Consider the following 22773-nt stretch of genomic DNA (forward strand, 5'->3'; position numbering starts at 1 on the left):
CATACCATGCATAGCGCGCAAAGCCTTCAAGCCGAAATCGCCGACATCCGCCTCGCCATGGCGCAGGAGGAGTTCGAGGTGATGCCGTTCATGCTGGACGCCCACGACCTGCACCTGCGCGAGTACGCGCAGCAGGTGGACCTGAGTCAGGACCGCGAAGCCTTGCAGACGCTGCAGGCCATGCAGCAGGATCTGATGCGGATGATGCTCGAACGTCGACGCAAGCTGCTGGATCTGATTCGTGCGCAGCGCACGTCCTCGTCGGCCAGCCGCGCCTACGCACGGGTCGGACGAATCTGATGTCCGCGCCCGGCACACTCGCGCCATCGGCCGATGCCGCGCTGTTCGCCGACACGCTCAGCTGCGAAGTGCGCCTGCCGGTCGGCTTCCATGCCGGCAGCGACGCCGGCTCGCAGAGCACCGCAGAAACCCTGCTGCGCAGCCTGGGCCAGGTGGAGGACCTACGCAGCGAGGAAACCAGCGAAGACCGTGGCGAGCTACCGCTGCTGGTGCAGCGCATGGACGCCAAGCTCGACCTGATGCTGGCGCTGATCGGCCGTTTGGTGCAACAAGGTGACACCGGACTGATCCAGGCGGACGTGCGCTGGTCGGTGCGCGGAATCCGCATGAGCTGCGCAAGCAGCCATCCGCCGGGCACGCAGGGTTGCGTTTGCCTGCAACCCTCCGACTGGCTTCCTGAACTGGTACAGCTTCCTGCCGAGGTCCTGGCAAGCGCAAGCGACGGCCACGATCACTGGCTATGGCTGCGGTTTGCGCCGCTTTCGCCGGGCTTGCGGGAGGCACTGGAACGTCATCTGTTCCGTCTGCATCGCCGCCAGATCGCCGACGCCCGCCGCCAGCGTTGATCCCACCTGTTGGCGCGGAGCGCCGGGTCGGCTAAGGTGCCGTTTACTGAAAAAGGTCTCTTCTGCGCCGTGCGAGTCATCATCGTCGACGATCACACCCTTGTGCGTGCCGGCCTGTCCAGGCTGCTGCAAACCTTCGCCGGCATCGATGTCGTGGGTGAGGCCAGCAATGCGCAACAAGCCCTGGACATGACATCCCTGCACCGGCCCGACCTGGTGTTGATGGATCTGTCGCTGCCCGGCCGCAGCGGCCTTGATGCCATGACCGATGTGTTGCGCGCTGCGCCGCGCACGCATGTGGTGATGATGTCGATGCACGACGACCCGGTGCACGTGCGCGACGCGCTCGATCGTGGCGCGGTGGGCTTTGTGGTCAAGGATGCCGCGCCGCTCGAGCTGGAGTTGGCATTGCGTGCAGCGGCAGCCGGCCAGGTGTTCCTGAGCCCGCAGATCTCGTCCAAGATGATTGCGCCGATGCTGGGCCGCGAAAAACCGGTTGGTATCGCCGCCTTGTCGCCGCGCCAGCGCGAGATCCTGCGCGAGATCGGCCGGGGCCAGAGCAATAAGGAAATCGCCGCCGACCTCGGCATCAGCGTCAAGACGGTGGAGACCCATCGCGCACGCATGATGGAGTCGCTCGGCTGCCGGCGTGCCAACGATCTGGTACTGCTGGCCGCCAAGCATCATAACGAGCTGGTCTGAGCAGACCGCCGTGCGGCGACCGGAAGCGGCCGCTAGCGACCAAACAGTGACGAGATTCCGGCGGGCACGCTTGAGTTCGTATTTGGTGTCAGGGAATTCCCCACGGACTGTCAGGAAAATCATGAATTGCCTCACGCGATTCCCTGATTAGAAACCCGTCGTCTTGTCCTGCAAGATGCGTTCCATCGCTGCCGCGTGCGGCGCCTTCCGGAAGCGCTTCGATGAAGACGACCATTTCCGCCCAGCTTGGCCAGCAACTGCACCTGACCCCGCAGCTGCTGCAGTCGATCCGTCTGTTGCAGTTGGACGGCATGCAGTTGGAACTGGAAATCCGTCGCGCGCTGGAAACCAATCCGCTGCTGGAACTGGAAGAGCTGGCCGATGGCGATGCCGCCGCGACCAGCGACGATGGCGCCTCCGACGTCGCCGCCTTCGACGAACTGCCGGAAAGTACGATGTGGGACGTGCAGAGCAGCAGCTGGAACGACGGCGACGACGATCGCATGCAGCGCGTGGCAGCCGGCGAATCCACCGACCCGCACGTGCGCATCCTGCGCGATCTGGCACTGGACCTGGATGAGGCCGCACTGGGGGCCGCCGCGTTCTGGCTGGAGCAGACCGACGACGCCGGCTATCTGACCGAGGCCCTGGCGACGCTGCAGCAGCTCGGCGTAACCCGTCTTGGTATGACCGTGCAGGCAGTGGAAGCGGTCCGTCAGCGCCTGCTGCACGGCGACCCGGCCGGCCTGGCCGCCTGCGACCTGCGCGAGTGCCTGCAGGCCCAGCTGAGCGCCCTGCCCGGCCGCGTGCCGGCGCGTCATCTGGCTGCGCGCATCCTTGCCGGCGACCTGGACCTTCTGGCCAGCCACGACTATCCGGTGCTGGCACGCGCACACGATGCCGAAGTGGACGATGCACGCGAAGCGGTCCGGCTGATCCTGTCGCTGCAGCCGCGCCCCGGCGATGACCTGTTGCAGGAAAGCAACGCGAGCGTGATTCCGGACGTGCTCGCCTGGCATGCCGACGGCAGCTGGCGGGTGGCGTTGAACCCGGCCACCACCCATCGGGTGAGCATCAACCCCATGCATGAGCGCGCACTGGCCGAGGCCGGCGAAGCCGCCCAGCCGCTGCGCGACATGCTGCAGGAAGCGCGCTGGCTGACCCGTGGTCTGTCGATGCGCTACGAGACCCTGCTGCGCGCCACGCGCGCCATCGTCGAACGCCAGGCCACCTTCCTGGTGCGTGGCGAAGAAGCGATGGCACCGCTGACGCTGAAGGAAATTGCCGATGAGATCGGCATGCACGAATCGACCATTTCGCGCATTACCACCGGCAAATACATCCAGACCCCACGCGGTACCTTCGAGCTCAAGCACTTCTTTGCCGTGCGCCTGGAAGGCGCCAGCGTCTCCGGCCAGGCAGTCAAGGCGATGGTGCGACGACTGATCGAAAGCGAGCCGGCCGGTCGGCCGCTTGCCGACGAAGCCATTGCCGGGCTGTTGTCGCGCCAGGGCGTTAATATTGCCCGTCGCACTGTGGCCAAGTACCGCGAACAACTCGACATCGCCCCGGCACGCGAGCGCCGCCGCAACAACAAACCGCTGCTTGCCCGGGCAGGATAAGGACTACTATGAGCAAACTCACCGTGCTGCTGGTCGACGACCACGAGGGCTTCATCAACGCTGCGATGCGTCATTTTCGCAAAGTGGAGTGGCTCGATATCGTGGGCAGTGCCGCCAATGGACTGGAAGCGATCGAGCGCTCCGAGTCGCTGCGCCCCGATGTCGTGCTGATGGACCTGGCCATGCCGGAGATGGGCGGGCTGCAGGCGACGCGTCTGATCAAGACGCAGGACGATCCGCCGTATATTGTCATCGCGAGCCACTTCGACGATGCAGAGCATCGTGAACATGCTCTTCGCGCGGGTGCTGACAATTTTGTCAGCAAGCTGTCCTATATCCAGGAAGTCATGCCAATCCTGGAGGGCCTGACGGAAGGAGCCAGGAATGAGTGAGTCCCGCATTCTGCTGATCGACAGCGATGCCGTGCGCGCCGAGCGCACTGTCTCGTTGCTCGAGTTCATGGACTTCAATCCACGCTGGGTCACCGACGGCGCCGACATCAATCCTGGCCGCCATCGCCACGACGAATGGATGGCGGTGATGGTGGGCTCGGCGCAGGACGCTGCACAGGCCGACAAGTTCTTCGACTGGCTGGCCGACGCCAAGCTGCCGCCACCGGTATTGTTGATGGAAGGCAGCCCGAGCGCGTTTGCGCAGGCCCACGGCCTGCACGAAGCCAATGTCTGGACGCTGGACACGCCGCTGCGGCACACACAGCTGGAGGCCTTGCTGCGCCGTGCCAGCCTCAAACGCCTGGATGCCGAACATCAGGCAGGTGCGCAGCAGGACACCGGTCCGACCGGCAACAGCGAGGCCGTGACCCGCTTGCGCCGCCTGATCGACCAGGTGGCTGCATTCGACACCACGGTGCTGGTGCTGGGCGAATCGGGGACGGGCAAGGAGGTTGTCGCGCGCGCCATCCACCAGCATTCGCCGCGGCGCGACGGGCCGTTCGTGGCGATCAATTGCGGCGCGATCCCGCCGGATCTGCTGGAAAGCGAGCTGTTCGGCCACGAAAAAGGCGCCTTCACGGGTGCATTGAGCACCCGTAAGGGCCGCTTCGAAATGGCCGAGGGCGGCACCCTGCTGCTGGACGAGATCGGCGACATGAGCCTGCCGATGCAGGTCAAGCTGCTGCGCGTGCTGCAGGAGCGCAGCTTCGAGCGCGTCGGCGGTGGCCAGACCATCCGTTGCAACGTGCGCGTGATCGCTGCGACCCACCGCAACCTGGAAACCCGCATCAGCGACGGCCAGTTCCGCGAGGATCTGTTCTATCGCCTCAACGTGTTCCCGATCGAGATGCCGGCGCTGCGCGAACGCGTCGACGATCTGGCCATGCTGGTGCAGACCATCGCCGGGCAGCTGGCGCGCACAGGACGCGGCGAAGTCCGCTTTGCCGACGAAGCATTGCAGGCGCTGCGCAGCTACGACTGGCCAGGCAACGTGCGCGAGCTGACCAACCTGGTGGAGCGCCTGGCGGTGCTGCATCCGGGCGGGCTGGTGCGCGTGCAGGATCTGCCGGCGCGCTACCGAGGTGATTTTGCCGCGGCCGTGCCGGTCGAGCCTGCGCCCGAACCGGCGCTGGTTGCCGCCCCCGTCGAGGACATCGCGCTGCCGGGCAATGTGGTGACCCTGCAACCCACGACGGGCGATGCCGAACCGGTGACCAGCTCCAGTCTGCCTGACGACGGCATCGACCTGCGTGGGCACATGGCCAACATCGAACTGGCGCTGATCAACGAGGCGCTGGAACGCACTCAAGGCGTAGTGGCGCATGCGGCGCAGCTGCTCGGCCTGCGCCGCACCACGCTGGTGGAAAAGCTGCGCAAGTACGGTATCGACCGCGAGCAGACCGAGCTGGCGAACTGAGCGGGCCGGTCTCCTGGCCCCCCGCTTGCTGGCATAGCGCTTGCTTCAGCACGATCACCCCGTCCACAGCCGTCGGCTGCGATGGAACCCCGACATTCACCAGCACCTGCCGAGACATTGATGCCCATCCCTGTCACCAGCCCGCTGCTGCCGCCGCTGGAAGAATTTCTGCCCTACCTGGAGCAGATCTGGACCAGCCGCATTCTCAGCAATGGTGGTGACATGCATCGCGCGCTCGAACGCGCGCTGTGCGAGTACCTGGGCGTGCCGCACCTGGCCTTGCTCACCAATGGCACCACCGCGTTGATCACCGCCCTGCAGGCGCTGCGCATCACCGGGGAAGTGATCACCACGCCCTACTCGTTCGTGGCCACTGCGCATTCGCTGCTGTGGAAAGGCATCACGCCGGTGTTCGTGGATATCGATCCGGTGACGCTCAATATGGATCCGTCCAAGATCGAGGCGGCCATCACCCCGCAGACCACCGCGATCATGCCGGTGCATTGCTACGGGACCGCCTGCGATACCGCTGCCATCACGCGCATCGCCGACATCTACAACCTCAAGGTGATCTACGACGCGGCACATGCCTTCGGCGTGCGCGACGATGGCGGCTCGATCCTGCGCCATGGCGACCTGAGCGTATTGAGCTTCCATGCCACCAAGGTGTTCAACACCTTCGAAGGTGGCGCCATCGTCTGCCCCGACGAAAGGACCTATCAGCGCATCGGGCACCTGAAGAATTTCGGCTTTGTCGATGAGACCACGGTGGTGGCGCCAGGCATCAACGGCAAGATGAACGAGATCAGCGCGGCCTTCGGCCTGCTGCAGCTCAAGCACATCGATCATGCCATCGCCCAGCGCAGCGCCATCGACGCGCAGTATCGGCAGCGCCTGAGCGATGTTCGCGGCGTGCGCTGCGTGGCGCGGCCCGATCATGCCAGTGCCAACTACGCCTACTTCCCGATCCTGGTACAGGACGACTACCCGCTGTCGCGCGATGCGCTATACCAAGCGATGCGCGAGCACGGCATCCTGGTGCGGCGGTACTTCTATCCGTTGATCAGCGATTTCCCGATGTATCGCGCCCTGCCCTCCTCGGCGCCGGCATGGCTGCCGGTCGCGCGTGCGGTGGCGGCACAGGTATTGTGCCTGCCGATCTTTCCTGGCCTGACCCGCGACCAGGTCGATACCATTGCCGATCTGATCGCCGGGCAACGGGCGACATGACGGCAACCGGCTCCATGTTCTTTTCAGACTTCCGCATCTTCAACAGGCAACCAGGCGAGAACGCATGACCCAGGCAACGTTTATCGAGAACTTCATCGCCGCCACCGACTTCCAGGAGCCGGTCGAGGTCACTGCCGACACCGTGCTGCTCGAACTCCCGGAATGGGATTCGCTGGCCGCGCTGGGCGTGATCGTGATGTTCGACATGGAGTACGGCAAGACCATCACCGGCGAGGACCTGACCGCCGCCGTCACCGTGGGCGACCTCTACAGACTGACCGAGGCGTAAGCACCATGCCGACCTCCACGCTGCACAACGTTCGCTTTGCCGGCATGGCGACATGCGTGCCGAAGCGGGTGGTGTCCAATCTCACCGATTGCCGGCCGCAGATCCGCTCCGAGCGCGAGCGGCTGGTGCGCAACATCGGCATCGAGACACGCCGCATGGCCTCGGAGTGGCAGTGCTTTTCCGACCTGGCCTTCGATGCGACGCAGGTGCTGCTGGAAAAACTGCAGTGGAAGCGGGAGGAGATCGATGCATTGATCGTGGTGACGCAATCGCCGGATTATCCGATCCCGGCCACCGCGATCATCCTGCAGGACCGGCTGGGGCTGTCGCATGCCACGGTCGCCTTCGACGTCAACCTGGGCTGCTCGGCCTACCCGTTCGGCATCAACCTGCTCGGCTCAATGATCGCCGCCGGCGGCGTCAAGAAAGGCCTGCTGCTGGTCGGCGACCGCAGCGCCAATCTGGAAGACCCGATCTTCTCCGACTCCGGCACCGCCACCGCAATGGAATTCAGTGCCGACGCGCCGCCGATGCATTTCGATCTCAACAGCGATGGCAGCGGCTACAGGGCAATCATGCTGCCGGTGGGTGGCCACCGCGAACCGGTCGCCATGCAGCACCTGATTCCGTTCCGCGAAGAACCCGACGGCCCGTGGCGGCGTGGCGTGGACCTGATCCTGGATGGCGTGGCGGTGCTGAGCTTCTCCACCCAGCGCATCCCGCCGGCAGTGCAGAAACTGCTCGACTACACCGGCGTGGCCAAGGAGGACATCGATTACTTCGTGTTCCACCAGGCCAACCGCATGATCAACGAAACCATCCGCAAGAAGCTCGGCCTGCCGGTGGAAAAGGTGCCCTCGACGCTGCGCGACTTCGGCAACTCCAGCGGCGCCTCGCTGCCGGTGACCATGACCGCACGCATCAACAAGGAACTGGAGACCGGCCGCAAACGCGTGTTGCTGTGCGGCTTCGGCATCGGGCTGTCGTGGGGCACCTGCCTGGTGGACATCGAGGGTGCGGTGTTTCCGGATCTGATCGAATCGTGAGTAGTGCCCCCGACCCTTTCTCGCTTGCCGGCAAACGCATCCTCGTCACCGGCGCCTCCTCGGGCATCGGCCGCCAGATCGCCATTTCCTGCGCAGAGCTTGGTGCCCAGCTGGCGATCAGCGGACGCGACCGCGCGCGACTGGCCTCGACCTTGCAGGCGTTGCCGGGCGATGGACACGTGGCAATAGCGGCAGACCTTGACCGACAGGAGGACATCGATCGTCTGGTCGCCGACGTCGGCGTGTTGGACGGAATGGCGCACGCGGCCGGGATCTCCCGGCTGGTTCCGCTGCGCCTAGTCAATCGGGCGCATTTGGACGACATCTTTTCCAGCAACACATTCGCCCCGATGCTGCTGACCCGGGGCCTGCTGGCGAAGAAGCGCATCGCTGCGAACGGCTCGCTGGTGTTCGTCGCTTCGGTTGCCTCGCACATCGGGCCGATGGCGAGCAGCGCGTACGCGGCCAGCAAGAGCGCCCTGCTCGGCATGGTGAGATCGCTGGCGCAGGAAGTTGCCAAGAACGGCATCCGCGCCAACTGTATCGCCCCCGGTTACGTGCGCACGCCGCTGCTAGATGGCCTGCAGGGCAGCGGCGGCAATATGGAAGGGCTGTTTGAACTGACGCCACTTGGCATGGGCGAGCCGGAGGACGTCGCCTACGCCGCCACGTTCCTGCTGGCCGATGCCAGCCGCTGGATCACCCGCAACTATTTTGTCGTGGACGGCGGGCTCACCGTGCCGATGGACATCTACGCATGAACACGCCGGCACGCACGGCGTTTTCGCTCGACGGCAAGACAATCCTGGTGACGGGAGCGTCGTCGGGGCTAGGCCGGCAGATCGCTATCGCCTGCGCGCAGCGAGGTGCCCGCCTGGTTCTCGCCGGCCGCGACAGGGACCGCCTCGCGCAAACCCAGGCACAGCTGCAGGGCATGGGCCACGTTGGCGTGCTCGGCGACCTGACCAGCGCCGCCGATCGCCAGGCACTGGCGACTGCGGCGGGCACGACGGTACATGGCTTGGTGCACTGCGCGGGCATGCAGAAGCACTGCCCGATCCGCCAGCTGAGCGAGGCGGCGATGACCGAGATGTACACGGTCAACTTTCTTGCTCCGGTGATGCTGACACAGCGCCTGCTGCAGGCAAATGCCATCTCCCCGCAGGGCTCGATCGTGTTCATGCTATCCACTGCCGCGCACCTCGGCACGCGCGGCGTAGGGCCGTATTCGGCGATGAAGGCCGGCCTCATCGGCATCATCAAGTGCCTTGCGCTCGAACAGGCCAGGCGCAGGATCCGGGTCAACGGCATTTCTCCGTCTGCCGTGGCCACACCGATGTGGGGCGCAGAGCAACTCGATGCGCAGAAGGCGCGGCATCCGCTGGGCCTGGGTGAGCCGCAGGACGTAGCCAACGCCGCGATCTACCTGCTGGCCGACGCCAGCCGCTGGGTCACCGGAACCAGTCTGGTCATGGACGGCGGCTCGATCCTATGACCCATCCCGCATTGATCGTCGGCGCAGGCGGATGGGGTCGCGAGGTCCTGGCGCAGATGCAGAGCGATCCGGCATGCGGAGTGCAGTGGCGTCCGGTGGGCTTTCTCGACACGCGCCCGCAGATACTGGACGGTCTGGGCTGCGACCTGACCATCGTCGGCAGCCCGCTCGCGTACCAGCCGCAGGACGAAGAACGCTTCGTCTGCGCGATCGGCGATCCGCATTCGCGCCAGCGCTATGCGCAGCCATTGCTGGCGCGGGGCGCGCAGTTCATCGCCATTCTCACCGGTGCGTTCCTGAGCCCGCGCGTGCACATCGGCCAGGGCTGCTTCCTGTGCAATCGCGTACAGCTCAGCCCCGACGTCTGGCTGGGCGACTTCGCCAACGTGCATGCCAACACCATGCTTGGGCACGACGTCCATGTCGGTGACTACGCGCAGATAGGGGCGATGACCTTCGTCGGCGGCGGCGCGCGGATCGGTGTGCGTGCCATCGTGCACCCGCACGCCACCATCCTGCCCGGCATCCACATCGGTGATGGTGCAGTGGTCGGTGCCGGTGCGGTCGTCGTCAAGGACGTGCCGGCCGGCGCCAGCGTGTTCGGCAACCCGGCCCGGGTCATCTACCACAAGGATTCCTGAGGAAACCGCGCCAATGCGTTCGCGAATGCACCCCAACTACTACCTGTCGACGGACATCTTCGCCCGCGAACAGCGCAAGATCTTCCGCAAGGTCTGGCTGTTCGCCGGCCTGAAAACGCTGCTGCCCGATAACAACTGCTTCATCACCCGCAGGCTTGCCGGCATTCCGGTGCTGATCCAGAACTTTCAGGGCCGGCTGCGCGCGTTCGAGAACGTCTGCCTGCACCGCAGCGCGATGCTGCAGACCGCTGCGGTGGGAAAGCGTCCGCTGGTCTGCCCCTACCATGCATGGAAGTACGACGCCGAGGGCCGGGTTGAGAACATCCCCGAGTGCGCGGCTGTCTACGGATTCGACGAGGGGCAAAGACGCGGCCTGAAGTTGCGGGAGTTCGCCTTGCGTGAGGTGGGAAACCTGCTGTTCGTCAACCTCGATCCCGACCCGATGCCGCTTGAGGAGCAGTTTTCGCCTGACTTCATCGCCTTGCTGGAGAGTAGTTCCAACGCCTATGACACTGAGGTCATGGTGACCACATGGCATGGCCGGTACAACTGGAAGCTGGCCTACGAGAATCTGCGGGACGCCAACCACCCGCGCTTCGTCCACCCCAAGACCCTGGCCAAGAGCGTCAGCTTCGTTCCCCAGGTGAACGCGGAACAAGCCAGGGAGTCCATGGAAGCCTTGCAGGGCACATCGCCCGCGGCGTTGCGGTGCGAAATGCGTCGCTTCAGCTTCGGTGGGGCTGACGCGCCAATCCCCGAACTTAAGCATTTCGGCTGGCACGACAAGGTGGAACGCTGGGGCGAGCAGGACGCCTACTTCAACTGGCTGGCCTTCCCGAACTTGCATATCGCCAGTGCCAACGGCGGCTATTCCTTCACGCTGGAACACCACATCCCGGTCGCGCCGGACCGGACCGACCTGGAGATCTATTGGTTCAGCGCACGCAGGAAACAGCCTTACGGTTCTTCCAGCCAGGTGCTGCTGGCACAGATGCACGGCAGCAAGGTGGTGGTCGGCGAAGACGTCGACATCATGGAGCGGGTGCAGGCGGCATTGCACGCAGACGCTCCGCTGCCCACCCAGGGAGCCTATGAATCCATGAATCGCCTGGTCGAACGCTGGTACACGATGCTGATGGAGACCGAACATGAAATCTAGGTGGATCGTCGGCCGCAGCGACTACCTCGACCTGGCCTTTCACGCCTGGAAACAGGCGCGTCAGGACGAGACGGTCATCAGGATCGACGTGCCACAAGATTCGGGACACGAATTCGATCTGGGCGTGCTGGATGGACTGAATCCGACCGACGGGGCCATGTTCGTGGCTTTCGACGAACGCCTCGGCAACTTCAAACGCATGGAACTGATGCAGGCAGCGATGGAACGTGGCTTCAAGCTGGAGCCCTTCATCCACCCCAGCGCAGCCATCGGCTCTGACTCGGTCATCGGGCTCAACGCATTCGTGGGTGCCAATGCTGTCGTCGGGCACGGGTGCAGGATCGACTACAACACCGTCATCCATGCCGGCGCGCACCTCGGACCGGCGTGCCGCGTCAAATCGTCATGCTGGATAGAGAATGGTGTGCAAATCGGCGCGGGCGTGGAGATCGGCAGCAATAGCATCCTGCGGACCGGCGCCATCGTGAGTGGGGGCGTCAAGGTGGGACGAAGCTGCGAACTTGGCTGGCCGCGCGTCTACTGCGAGGACGTGCCTGCCAAGACGTATTTCGACGCCCGCTACGACGCCCCCATTCACACCTACGAGAGATGACGTTCATGAACTCAAGAAACGAGCAGCTTCGCCAACGGATTCTCCGTATTGCGGAGCAGGAGCGCCCTGTACTGGAGGATGTCATTGCGCGCCTACCCGCGATTGCCAACCGCCCTGTATTTCTCGTCGCTCCCGAGTCCTATGCCGGCATGGTGCACGGTCCCAGGGTGGTTGCCGACCTGCATCATGTTGTTGCCGCAATTGATGACCAGAGCATCCACCTGGACCGCATTCATGGCGCGCCGCGCTGGAGCAGTCAGGAGTTTCTTGCCAAGGCGGGGCAGTATGCCGATGCGATCGCTATCGATTTCTCTTGCAGTCCGCGCGGACGGGCGTTTGCAAATGACCTGTGCACCAGCGCGGGCATCGAGCAACTGAGCGTTGCGCCTTGCTTGGATCCGCTGATCCCGCATTTCGAGCAGCGCCCCCTCTTTTTGCTCCAACCGCGCTCGGGCATTGGCGACATTTATGGCCCAAAGATCGTCCAGCGCTCCAGCCATGTAGTTGCCGCCGTCGATGACCAGCCAGGCGACAGCGATACCATTCATGGGGTACCGCGTTGGAGCTCGCGCCAGTTCATCGAACAAGCGGCCCAGCATTCCCAGGCATTGGCCATCGATTTTTCTTACAGCCCGGGAGAATCGGGCCTGGCCCGCAAGCTGTGCGAGCAAGCAGGCATTGAACGGGTAGATGCCTGCCTGGCCGTTGCTCACTGTGGGTTGCCCGCCGTATACGAGCCTGCCCGGGTATACCGTCAGCGCACGCTTGCGCGCCTGGACGATTTTCTGCGTTTTGCGGATCGGCTGGACGACAATTTCAGTGTCTTTACGCTCTACAGCAACCTGTTGTTCCGCCTGACCTACGATTCCAGCCTCCTGTTGGACTGCTGGGCTACGCCGATCAACGAGTACTTTTCAACATACGCCGATAGCACCACGTTCCAGCTGGGCCAGCGTGAGCATTTCTGCGATGGCGGTGCCTTCCAGGGCCCCATCGTGCACAAGTTTCTAGAAGCCTCCCGCTATCACTACGAAAGCATCACCGCCTTTGAACCCGACAGCATCAACTTCCAGAAATTGGAGGGTATCGCGAGTGCGCTCCCCCTACCCCCGCATAACTTCAAGGCCATCAAAAAAGCCATTTCCAACGAACATACGACGCTACGCTTCGAGGAGACCGGCACCGTTTCAAGCCATGTAACGCCGGATGGCGGAATCTCCGTGGCTACGACGCGCCTGGACGACGAGTTGGAAAAGCTGACGCTGCTGAAGTTGGACATCGAAGGGTTCGAAGCCAGGGCACTAGAAGGCGCATCCAACCTCATCCGTACCCAGCGCCCGCGTATGGCTATCTGCGTGTATCACTACGCCCAGGATCTACTGGATATCGTGGAACAACTGGACAAATTGGTCGATGGCTATCACTTCCGCCTACGCCAGCACTCTCCCGGGCACTACTACGACCTCGTTCTGTATGCATCGCCCGTCGCCGGTGCCGCACCGCCACCCTGGGCAGAGTAAGCCTGGGGAAACTCACCACCTGCCCATTGGCCCATGATGCACCACCCAGAAGATCGCTCCGCCACCTGTGCGCTTGTCAGCATCGTGATGCCCGCCTACAAGCTGCGCTATCTCGATGAAGCGCTTACGAGCGCAGTTCTGCAGTCCTACCCCAGGCTCGAGCTGATCGTCTGCGACGACAGTGTCGATGCGCTGATCGAGCAATGTGTCGCCAGGCATGCACTGGAATGCTCTTTCCCGATCCGCTATTTCCGCAATCCAGATCGCCTGGGCGAGCTCGGCAGCAAACTCAAAGGGATCGGCCTTGCGCAGGGCACTTACATCAAGTTCCTGCACGACGACGACGTGTTGCAGCCCGACTGCGTCGCCCAGCTAGTGGGCGCAATGGAGCGCAACCCCGGCACCGTGCTGGCATCCTCGCGCCGGCTGCGTGTGGACGAGAACGGTGCGCCGTTGCCGGACATCCTGGCGACCAGCTTCCCGTTCGCCGACGACGTGCTGATCGACGGGCCGGAGCTGGTGTCGTTCCTGGCCGACCATGCCATCAACTTCATCGGCGAGCCGAGTTGCGTGCTTGCACGGCGCGCCGACCTGGTGGCGCTGGGTGGCGAGCTGATGATGTTGAACGGCAAGGCCATCCACTGGGTCGGTGACCTGGCGATCTACGTCAAGCTGCTGCGTCACGGCAACCTGGCCTTGCTGTCCGGCCCGCTCACGCATTTCCGCGTGTCCGGCGCGCAGTTCAGTCAGGCCGGCCGCGATCAGCCGGGCATCGGCGATCAAGGCCACGAAGACCTGCGCCAGGGCATCCGCCAACTCGGCTGGCGACGCGAAAGCGGCGACAACCGCCAGGTGCGCGTCGCCCCGCTCAGCACGCACAAGGCGCGCGTGTTCAAGTCGGTGGATCTGGTCAACGCGCTGATGCAGAGCGCAGGAATGGCCGAGCGCGTGTCGCCGTCCACCTGGTTGGGGGTGCGTCATCCGAGCAACGTGCAGCGCGCCTTGATCGATGCGCGCCTGCAAACGCATGCGGGCGGCCCGCAGATCGCAGTGCTGGTGGTCGACAGCGACGGCGATGCGGCAGCGGTGGCCGCAACCCAGGCCAGTCTGGCGGCGGTGGCGTGTTATCGGAACCAGCAGACCTGGGTGATCAGCAGCTTGCCGCAGCAGGCCGACGAGCACGGCGAGCGCGGTGTGCTGATCGGTCCGGACGGGTTGGTGCCCACACTCAATCGGACCATCGCCACGCAACAGTCCATCGACTGGGTGCTGCTGGTCCAAGCCGGCAGCCTGTTCACCGCCAGCGGCCTGCTGATGCTGGCGCTGGAGATGCTGGTGCTGTCGGAGGAGTGTCAGGCCGTCTACGCCGATGAAGTGGTCGCGCTGGACGACGGTCAGCTGGGGCTGGCGATGCGGCCGGCGCTGTATCTGGACATGCTGTTGAGTGCGCCGTCGACGATGTCGCGGCATTGGCTGTTCCGGCACCGCACGTTGCGGGCCGCTGGCGGCTTTCCAACCGGAACGAGCGACGCCTTCGAACTGGATTACCAGCTTGGGTTGGTCGAGCGCTACGGCCTGGCCTGCATCCGGCACATCGCCGAGCCCTTGCTGGTGGCATCGGCCACCACGCGGCATGACGACGAAGACGAACAGCGCGCCATCAGCCGCCATCTTGCCGCGCGCGGTTACGTGGACGCAGTGGTGAGCAGCAGTGGTCCCGGCCGGCATGCGGTGGACTACCGCCATGCGCAGCAACCGATGGTCAGCATTCTGGTATTGGTGGATGGCCGCCTGGCGCAGGTACAGCGCTGCCTGGAAAGCGTGCTCGCCAACACCGGCTACCCGCACTACGAATTGCTGTTGCTGGATCGCAGCGACAGCACCGAGCCGGCGCTGCGCGACTGGCTGACAGGCATCGACAACCTCGGGCTGCAACAGATCCGCGTGCTGCGCTTCGAAGGTGAGCCCACGCGCGAGGCGGCCTGCAATGCGGCGGCCGAGCAAGCACGCGGCGACATGCTGCTGTGGCTGGCGGCCGGCGCGGCAGCGATCAAGGCCGATTGGCTGGCGCAGCTGCTCAACCACGCGCTGCGCCCGGAGGTCGGCGCGGTGGCCGGCAAGCTGCTGCGCGGCGACGGCACCGTGCATCACGCCGGCCTGCTGCTGGGCCTGGGCGCACCGGCAGCACGCGCCTTCGACGGTGCGGCGTTCGACGAATCGGGCTATCTGCAGCGCCTGCAGCTGGATCAGGACTACAGCGCGCTCGGCGGCGAATGCCTGATGCTGCCGCGCCAGCTGTTTCTGGACGCCGGCGGCTTTGCGCAGGAACCGGCATTGGCGCCATGGAGCGATGTCGATCTGTGTCTGCGCCTGCAGCAGGCCGGCTATCTCAATGTCTACGCTGCGCGCGCGCAGCTGCTGATCGACCCGCCCGACGCGACGCCCGCCACTGCACGCGACGAAGAAGCGATGTATGCGCGTTGGCTGCCGGTGATGGCCAACGACCCGGCCTACAACCCGGGCTTCTCGCTGGATCCCGGCGCCGGCTTCCAGCTGGCCGACCCGCGCGCCAGTTGGCGGCCGCTGCAGTCGTGGCGACCGTTGCCGACGATGATCGCCCTGCCCGCCGATGTCGAAGGCTGCGGGCACTACCGGGTGATCCAGCCGCTGCGCGCCCTGCGCGAAGCCGGCGTGGTCGAAGGTGTACTGTTCAACGGCTATCTGGAGATCAGCGAGCTGGCGCGTCAGGATCCCGACGTGGTGATCCTGCAACGCCAGGTCGGCGAACCGCGACTGGAAGCGATGCGGCGAATGCAGGCGCTGTCGCGCGCCTTCAAGGTTTACGAGCTGGACGACTACCTGCCCAAGCTGCCGCTGAAGAACGCGCATCGCGAGCACATGCCCAAGGACATCCTCAAGACAGTGCGGCGCGGGCTGGGCATGGTGGACCGCTTCGTGGTGTCCACCCAGGCGCTGGCCGAGGCGTTTGCCGGACTGCATAGCGACATCCGCGTGGCCGAAAACCGCCTGCCGCCGCATTGGTGGGAACACCTGCCCGCGCGCAGCGGATCTAGGCAACGCCAGGGCGGCAAGCCACGCATCGGCTGGGCCGGTGGCGCCAGTCACACCGGCGACCTGGAGCTGATCGCCGATGTGGTGCGCGAGCTGGCCGACGAGGTCGAATGGGTGTTCATGGGGATGTACCCGTTCGCATTGCGCCAGCACATCCATCAGTTCCAGCCCGGCGTGCCGATCGATCATTACCCGGCCGCACTGGCGGCGCTGGATCTGGATCTGGCCCTGGCGCCGGTGGAACAGAATCTGTTCAACGCGTGCAAGAGCAATCTGCGCTTGCTGGAATACGGCGCCTGCGGCTATCCGGTGATCGCCAGCGATGTGCGTTGCTACCAGGGCAACCTGCCGGTGACTCTGGTGAAGAACCGCTACCGCGACTGGATCGGCGCGATCCGCGAGCATCTGGTCGACCCGGCCGCTTCGGCAGCAAAGGGTGCGGCGTTGCGCGACGTGGTGCGCCGCGACTGGATGCTGACCGGAAGCAATCTTGATCAGTGGCGCCAAGCGTGGTTGCCGGATTAGTCGATCGAAGCCGCGGTGTGGGCGCCGCTTCCGGGGCATGGTGTCATCAGGCCAAGCAAAGCCGGCCGGTTCAATCGGCTTGCAGCGACAGTGATGTGGAGTCGTAGCGTCGTTTGCCCGCCTTCAAACGCGGAGTCGGTCGAGGGTGCGGTGCCCTCACCGCTCGCGGGACACGCCATGAATCCGTCCGTGGAGCTCGGTGGCGGCATCCATGCCGCCACACGGTCCCGCAACCGGCGAGGACACCGCACCAAGAGGTTGGTCGGTGGTCAGGTAAAAAAACCACGCTTATTGCGAGGTATTGAGATGCCGAGAGGTCCATCGATTGCTTGTTGGACGCCCGCCCGTTGCTCAGCTTGTGACGGGAAAATTGTCGGACACAAGGTGATCCGGACGATGCACGCCATGGCCTGCTTGCAACCACACACCGACCATCTCGCTGGGTCCTTGCCCGCCCACCGTCGCGGGACCTTACGCGGCATGGATGCCGCGTAAGAGCCTACAAGGACGTACTTGCGGCGTGTCCTGCGATGGTGGGCGGGCAAGGGCCCTGCAGCCAAGCCGCAAAACCCGCTGCTTCGCAACCAACGTGAAAGTTGATCGATGGTCATGTGAAAAGCCGCTGGCCGTGCGACGTGCGTCGGACGTCGGACGTCGGACGTCAAGCCGTCGCATCAGTATCGGACAAGGTGTAGCACGCACCGCTCTGATGAGCGTGCACACCGATCATCTCGACTACTCCTTGTCCCCAGACCGTCGCGGGACTTCATGCGGTACGGATACTGCATAAGAGCCTGATGGCACGGGGCGGCACATCGCGCGATGGAGAGCGGGCACTGCTCCCGCAACCACGCCACAGACCCAAAGCCCTGCACCGAAGTCCCCCCGCGCCATCGCCCAGCGCCGGACCCATCCGCGGCTGACTTAAAGCCCCTCCCCGCCCCCGGCGCCGGAATCCCGGCGCGGTTTCGGCACGCCGCTTGCATTGGTGTGGATGCCTCCCTGGCTGACCGCACCCATGAGCGACTCCGTTACCTCCATCCTCTCGCAGATCCGCAGCTACCAGACGCAGATGGGCCAAGGCCCGATGGGCGCGGTGGGCGATGCGGCGCGCGGCAATCAGATCCAGGGGCTGGCCGGCACGCAGGGAACACCGGCCACCCAGGCACCGAGCTTCAGCGAGACCTTGCGCGGCGCCATCGGCGGCGTCAACGAGGCCCAGCAGAAGTCCGGCGCGCTGGCCAAGGCCTTTGAAATGGGCGACCCCAGTGCCGATCTGGCACGGGTCATGGTCGCCTCCCAGCAGTCCCAGGTGGCCTTCCGCGCCACCGTGGAAGTCCGCAACCGTCTCGTCCAGGCTTATCAGGACGTCATGAACATGCCGCTGTAAGGGTTGACGACACATGGCTCTCGCGATCACCAAAGAAAACATGAACCAGAACGCCGAAAAGGCGGGGCAATGGTTCGACCGTGTCCGCAGCCTGCAGATCACCCGCAAGCTGACCATGATGGCGATGATCGCCGTGGCGGTGGCAGCGGGTCTGGCAGTGTTCTTCTGGTCGCAGAAGCCCGGTTACCAGTCGCTGTACACCGGCCTGGACGACAAGGGCAATGCCGAAGCGGCCGACTTGCTGCGCACCGCGCAGATCCCGTTCAAGATCGACCAGGACACCGGCGCCATCTCGGTGCCGCAGGACCGTCTGTACGACGCCCGCCTGAAGCTGGCCGGCTCCGGCCTGACCGGCAAGGAAACCGGCGGCGGCTTCGAGCTGATGGAAAAGGACCCCGGCTTCGGCGTCAGCCAGTTCGTCGAAAACGCCCGCTACCAGCACGCCCTGGAAACCGAGCTGTCGCGCACCATCGGCACCCTGCGCCCGGTGCGCGAGGCGCGTGTGCATCTGGCCATTCCCAAGCCGAGCGCCTTCACCCGCCAGCGTGACGTGGCCAGCGCCTCGGTGGTGCTGGAGCTGCGCGGCGGCCAGGGCCTGGAGCGCAACCAGGTCGATGCCATCGTCAATCTGGTCGCCTCCAGCATCCCGGACATGACCCCCGAGCGCGTCACCGTGGTCGACCAGAGCGGCCGCATGCTCTCCATCGCCGATCCCAACAGCGACGCCGCCCAGCATGCCGCCCAGTTCGAACAGGTGCGTCGCCAGGAAAGCTCCTACAACCAGCGTATCCGCGAGCTGCTCGAGCCGATGACCGGCCCGGGCCGGGTCAACCCGGAAGTCAGCGTGGACATGGACTTCTCGGTGGTCGAGGAAGCCCGCGAGCTCTACAACGGCGAACCGGCCAAGCTGCGCAGCGAACAGGTCAGCGACACCAGCACCAGCGCCACCGGCCCGCAGGGCCCCCCGGGCGCCACCAGCAACAGCCCCGGCCAGCCGCCGGCGCCAGCCGCAAACGCCACTGCCGGCGCACCGGGAACCCCGGCCGCTGCCAACGGCCAGGCCGCCGCACCGGCCGCGCCGACCGAAAGTTCCAAGAGCGCCACCCGCAATTACGAATTGGACCGGACCTTGCAACACACCCGCCAGCCGGCCGGCCGCATCAAGCGGGTGTCGGTGGCGGTGCTGCTGGACAACGTCCCGCGTCCCGGTGCCAAGGGCAAGATGGTCGAGCAGCCGCTGACGGCCGCCGAGCTCACCCGCATCGAGGGCCTGGTCAAGCAGGCGGTGGGCTTCGACGCGGCCCGTGGCGACACGGTGTCGGTGATGAACGCCCCGTTCGTGCGCGAGGCGGTGGCTGGCGAGGAAGGTCCGAAGTGGTGGGAAGACCCGCGCGTGCAGAACGGTCTGCGCCTGCTGGTCGGTGCGGTAGTGGTGCTGGCGCTGCTGTTCGGCGTGGTGCGCCCCACCCTGCGCCAGCTCACCGGCGTGACCGCGATCAAGGAAAAGCAGGCGAAGGGCGGCAACGATGGCACTCCGCAGAGCGCCGACGTGCGGATGGTCGACGATGACGACCTGATGCCGCGCCTGGAAGAGGACACCGCCCAGCTCGGTCAGGACCGCAAGAACCCGATCGCGCTGCCGGACGCCTACGAAGAACGCATGCGTCTTGCACGCGAAGCAGTCAAAGCCGATTCAAAACGTGTCGCACAAGTCGTGAAGGGATGGGTCGCCAGTGAAGCCTGATACACCACCGATGACCGGCGTACAGCGCGCCGCCGTGCTGCTGCTGTCGCTTGGGGAAAGCGACGCCGCCGAAGTGCTCAAGCACATGGACCCCAAGGAGGTGCAGAAGATCGGCATCGCCATGGCCACCATGACCGGTATCTCGCGCGACCAGGTCGAGAAGGTGATGGACGAGTTCAACGGCGAGCTGGCCGGCAAGACTTCGCTGGGCGTTGGCGCCGACGACTACATCCGCAACGTGCTGATCCAGGCGCTGGGCGCCGACAAGGCCGGCGGCCTGATCGACCGCATCCTGCTCGGCCGCAACACCACCGGCCTGGACACCCTGAAGTGGATGGACCCGCGCGCGGTCGCCGACCTGGTGCGCAACGAGCACCCGCAGATCATCGCCATCGTCATGGCGCATCTGGACAGCGACCAGGCCGCAGAGGCCCTGAAGCTGCTGCCCGAGCGCACCCGCGCCGACGTGCTGCTGCGCATCGCCACCCTGGACGGCATCCCGCCGAACGCCCTGAGCGAGCTCAACGACATCATGGAGCGCCAGTTTTCCGGCAACCAGAACCTCAAGTCGTCCAACGTGGGCGGCATCAAGGTCGCCGCCAACATCCTCAACTTCCTCGACACCGGCGCCGACCAGGGCGTGCTGGGCGAGATCGGCAAGATCGACGCCGACCTGGCCGGCAAGATCCAGGACCTGATGTTCGTGTTCGACAACCTGGTGGACCTGGACGACCGCGGCCTGCAGACGCTGCTGCGCGAAGTCTCCGGCGAGCGCCTGGGCCTGGCCTTGCGCGGCGCCGACGTCAAGGTACGCGAGAAGATCACCCGCAACATGTCACAGCGCGCCGCCGAGATCCTGCTCGAGGACATGGAAGCGCGCGGCCCGGTGCGCCTGGCCGACGTGGAAGCGGCGCAGAAGGAAATCCTCACCATCGTCCGCCGCCTGGCTGACGAAGGCGCCATCAGCCTGGGCGGCGCCGGTGCGGAGGCGATGGTATGAACGACATCGTCACCCGCTGGCTGGCCCCCGACCTGCACCTGGAGCCGGCCCCGCCGGCGCCGGAGTACGACGAGCCGGCCATGCTCGAACCGGTGCTGCGCCCGCCGACCCTGGAAGAGATCCAGGCGATCGAGGACGCCGCCCAGCAGGAAGGCTACGCGCGTGGCCATGCCGAAGGCTTTGCCCAGGGCCAGTCCGAAGTGCGCCGCCTGACCGCGCAGATCGACGGCATCCTGGACAACTTCACCCGCCCGCTGGCGCGGCTGGAAAACGAAGTGGTCGGCGCGCTCGGCGAACTGGCCGTGCGCATCGCCGGCTCGCTGGTCGGGCGTGCCTATCAGGCCGACCCGCAGCTGCTGGCCGAGCTGGTGCAGGAGGCCGTCGATGCGGTCGGCGGCGCCGGCCGCGAGGTGGAAGTGCGCCTGCACCCGGACGACATCACCGCGCTGCTGCCGCATCTGGCGCCCAGCAGCACCACCCGCGTGGCGCCGGACCTGAGCCTGAGCCGCGGCGACCTGCGCGTGCACGCCGAAAGCGTGCGCGTGGACGGAACCTTGGACGCGCGCCTGCGGGCTGCGCTGGAGACAGTCATGCGCAAATCCGGAGCAGGCCTGTGAGCGCCCTGCTGGGTGCCACCCCTGCCGACTGGCTGGACGCGCGCAACCTGCGCCTGGCCACCCGGCTGAGCGGACTCGGGCTGGAGCCGAGCGCCGGGCGCACCCTGATCCGCGAAGGCATCCTGCGTCGCGCGGTCGGCCTGACCCTGGAGGCCACCGGCTGCGAAGCGCCGATGGGCGCCACCTGCAAGGTCGAAGTCGACGGCGGCTGGGTGGATGCCGAAGTGGTCGGCTTTGCCGGCGAACGCACCTACCTGATGCCCAGCGCCGAGCTGCATGGGCTGCTGCCGAACGCCCGCGTGGTGCCCTCGCGGCGCCGCGGCGGCGTCGAAGTGGGCGAAGGCCTGCTCGGCCGCGTCATCGACAGCGACGGCACCCCGCTCGACGGCAAGGGCCCGATCCGCGGCGAAGGCAGCGTCAGCATGGCCGGCGTGTCGATCAACCCGCTGGCGCGCGAACCGATCACCACCTCGCTGGACGTCGGCGTGCGCGCGATCAATGCGCTGCTGCCGATCGGCCGCGGCCAGCGCGTCGGCCTGTTCGCTGGCTCCGGCGTCGGCAAATCGACACTGCTCGGCATGATGACCCGCTTCACCTCGGCCGACGTCATCGTGGTCGGGCTGATCGGCGAACGTGGCCGCGAAGTGCGCGACTTCGTCGAAACCACCCTGGGCGAAGAAGGCCTGCGCCGCGCCGTGGTGGTGGCCGCCCCGGCCGACCGACCGCCGTTGGCGCGCCTGCATGGCGCCTATCGCGCCACCGCGATCGCCGAATGGTTCCGCGACCAGGGCCTGAACGTGCTGCTGCTGATGGATTCGCTGACCCGGTTTGCCCAGGCCCAGCGCGAGATCGGCCTGTCGGTCGGCGAGCCGCCGACCACCCGCGGCTACCCGCCGAGCGTGTTCGCCAAGTTGCCGGCGCTGGTCGAGCGTGCCGGCAATGGCGCCAAGGGGCGCGGCTCGATCACCGCCTTCTACACCGTGCTGACCGAGGGCGACGACCCGCAGGACCCGATCGCCGACGCGGCGCGCGCCATTCTCGACGGCCACATCCTGCTCTCGCGCCGGGTTGCCGACAGCGGCCTGTACCCGGCCATCGACGTCGAATCCTCGGTCAGCCGTGTGGTGCAGGACATCGCCGACGACACCTGGCGCCTGCGCATCCGCAAGCTCAAGCGCCTGCTGTCGGCCTACACCGCCAACCGCGACCTGATCGCCATCGGCGCTTACCAGCGCGGCAGCGACCCGGCCACCGACGAAGCATTGGCGCGCTGGCCGGAAATCGTCGACTTCCTCGGCCAGGACGTCCACCGCGCCGCCGACCTGCCCGACAGCCTGTCCGCGTTGCAGCGGCTGGTCGAACCCGAGAACTAA

Annotated in this window: 21 protein-coding genes; all 21 read left to right on the forward strand. The window is 65.7% G+C overall.

The window, feature by feature from the left end:
- The first annotated feature begins 6 nt into the window (after positions 1–6).
- The 21 genes from XarjCFBP7645_RS10490 (at position 7) to fliI (ending at position 22773) form a co-directional block, all read left to right on the forward strand.
- Positions 7–300 (forward strand): hypothetical protein, encoded by a 294-nt coding sequence (locus XarjCFBP7645_RS10490; RefSeq protein WP_104537904.1) that lies wholly within the window; start codon positions 7–9, stop codon positions 298–300.
- Positions 300–866: a PilZ domain-containing protein gene (locus XarjCFBP7645_RS10495; protein WP_104537439.1), complete on the forward strand. Its 567-nt coding sequence runs from the start codon at positions 300–302 to the stop codon at positions 864–866. The genes XarjCFBP7645_RS10490 and XarjCFBP7645_RS10495 overlap by 1 nt, the downstream gene beginning before the upstream one ends.
- A 69-nt stretch (positions 867–935) precedes the next feature.
- Positions 936–1568: a response regulator transcription factor gene (locus tag XarjCFBP7645_RS10500; RefSeq protein WP_003482986.1), complete on the forward strand. Its 633-nt coding sequence runs from the start codon at positions 936–938 to the stop codon at positions 1566–1568.
- Between the two features lie 221 nt (positions 1569–1789).
- Positions 1790–3190, forward strand: coding sequence for an RNA polymerase factor sigma-54 (rpoN, locus tag XarjCFBP7645_RS10505; RefSeq protein WP_104537440.1), 1401 nt, complete (start codon positions 1790–1792; stop codon positions 3188–3190).
- 8 nt (positions 3191–3198) lie between these two features.
- On the forward strand, positions 3199–3582 hold the full coding sequence (locus XarjCFBP7645_RS10510) for a response regulator (RefSeq protein WP_104537441.1): 384 nt from the start codon (positions 3199–3201) through the stop codon (positions 3580–3582).
- Entirely contained in the window at positions 3575–5059 is a 1485-nt protein-coding gene (locus tag XarjCFBP7645_RS10515; RefSeq protein ID WP_104537442.1) for a sigma-54 dependent transcriptional regulator, read from the forward strand. The genes XarjCFBP7645_RS10510 and XarjCFBP7645_RS10515 overlap by 8 nt, the downstream gene beginning before the upstream one ends.
- A gap of 120 nt (positions 5060–5179) precedes the next feature.
- On the forward strand, positions 5180–6289 hold the full coding sequence (locus XarjCFBP7645_RS10520) for a DegT/DnrJ/EryC1/StrS family aminotransferase (protein ID WP_104537443.1): 1110 nt from the start codon (positions 5180–5182) through the stop codon (positions 6287–6289).
- Positions 6290–6353: 64 nt separating this feature from the next.
- Positions 6354–6578, forward strand: coding sequence for an acyl carrier protein (locus XarjCFBP7645_RS10525; protein WP_104537444.1), 225 nt, complete (start codon positions 6354–6356; stop codon positions 6576–6578).
- A gap of 5 nt (positions 6579–6583) precedes the next feature.
- Complete coding sequence (locus XarjCFBP7645_RS10530) at positions 6584–7624, forward strand: ketoacyl-ACP synthase III (RefSeq protein WP_104537445.1); 1041 nt, start codon at positions 6584–6586, stop codon at positions 7622–7624.
- Positions 7621–8385: an SDR family NAD(P)-dependent oxidoreductase gene (locus XarjCFBP7645_RS10535; protein ID WP_104537446.1), complete on the forward strand. Its 765-nt coding sequence runs from the start codon at positions 7621–7623 to the stop codon at positions 8383–8385. Before XarjCFBP7645_RS10530 ends, XarjCFBP7645_RS10535 begins: the two co-directional genes overlap by 4 nt.
- On the forward strand, positions 8382–9119 hold the full coding sequence (locus XarjCFBP7645_RS10540; RefSeq protein ID WP_104537447.1) for an SDR family NAD(P)-dependent oxidoreductase: 738 nt from the start codon (positions 8382–8384) through the stop codon (positions 9117–9119). Before XarjCFBP7645_RS10535 ends, XarjCFBP7645_RS10540 begins: the two co-directional genes overlap by 4 nt.
- The gene (locus XarjCFBP7645_RS10545; RefSeq protein ID WP_104537448.1) at positions 9116–9760 is read left to right on the forward strand and encodes a NeuD/PglB/VioB family sugar acetyltransferase; all 645 of its coding nucleotides are present in this window, start codon (positions 9116–9118) and stop codon (positions 9758–9760) included. Before XarjCFBP7645_RS10540 ends, XarjCFBP7645_RS10545 begins: the two co-directional genes overlap by 4 nt.
- A 13-nt stretch (positions 9761–9773) precedes the next feature.
- A complete protein-coding gene (locus XarjCFBP7645_RS10550; protein WP_104537449.1) occupies positions 9774–10919 on the forward strand; it encodes an aromatic ring-hydroxylating oxygenase subunit alpha in 1146 nt (381 codons plus the stop codon).
- A complete protein-coding gene (locus XarjCFBP7645_RS10555) occupies positions 10909–11532 on the forward strand; it encodes a UDP-3-O-(3-hydroxymyristoyl)glucosamine N-acyltransferase (RefSeq protein ID WP_104537450.1) in 624 nt (207 codons plus the stop codon). The genes XarjCFBP7645_RS10550 and XarjCFBP7645_RS10555 overlap by 11 nt, the downstream gene beginning before the upstream one ends.
- On the forward strand, positions 11529–13052 hold the full coding sequence (locus tag XarjCFBP7645_RS10560; protein WP_104537451.1) for an FkbM family methyltransferase: 1524 nt from the start codon (positions 11529–11531) through the stop codon (positions 13050–13052). Before XarjCFBP7645_RS10555 ends, XarjCFBP7645_RS10560 begins: the two co-directional genes overlap by 4 nt.
- A gap of 87 nt (positions 13053–13139) precedes the next feature.
- Complete coding sequence (locus XarjCFBP7645_RS10565) at positions 13140–16649, forward strand: glycosyltransferase (RefSeq protein WP_181126284.1); 3510 nt, start codon at positions 13140–13142, stop codon at positions 16647–16649.
- Between the two features lie 1018 nt (positions 16650–17667).
- A complete protein-coding gene (fliE, locus tag XarjCFBP7645_RS10575; protein ID WP_006449786.1) occupies positions 17668–18039 on the forward strand; it encodes a flagellar hook-basal body complex protein FliE in 372 nt (123 codons plus the stop codon).
- A 13-nt stretch (positions 18040–18052) separates the two neighbouring features.
- A complete protein-coding gene (fliF, locus tag XarjCFBP7645_RS10580; RefSeq protein ID WP_016904679.1) occupies positions 18053–19783 on the forward strand; it encodes a flagellar basal-body MS-ring/collar protein FliF in 1731 nt (576 codons plus the stop codon).
- 10 nt (positions 19784–19793) lie between these two features.
- Positions 19794–20783 (forward strand): flagellar motor switch protein FliG, encoded by a 990-nt coding sequence (gene fliG, locus XarjCFBP7645_RS10585; protein ID WP_016904678.1) that lies wholly within the window; start codon positions 19794–19796, stop codon positions 20781–20783.
- On the forward strand, positions 20780–21400 hold the full coding sequence (locus XarjCFBP7645_RS10590; RefSeq protein ID WP_104537453.1) for a FliH/SctL family protein: 621 nt from the start codon (positions 20780–20782) through the stop codon (positions 21398–21400). Before fliG ends, XarjCFBP7645_RS10590 begins: the two co-directional genes overlap by 4 nt.
- Positions 21397–22773 (forward strand): flagellar protein export ATPase FliI, encoded by a 1377-nt coding sequence (fliI, locus tag XarjCFBP7645_RS10595; RefSeq protein WP_104537454.1) that lies wholly within the window; start codon positions 21397–21399, stop codon positions 22771–22773. The genes XarjCFBP7645_RS10590 and fliI overlap by 4 nt, the downstream gene beginning before the upstream one ends.

Origin of the sequence: Xanthomonas arboricola, from assembly GCF_002940665.1 — a bacterium.
Taxonomy (GTDB): Bacteria; Pseudomonadota; Gammaproteobacteria; order Xanthomonadales; family Xanthomonadaceae; genus Xanthomonas; species Xanthomonas arboricola_B.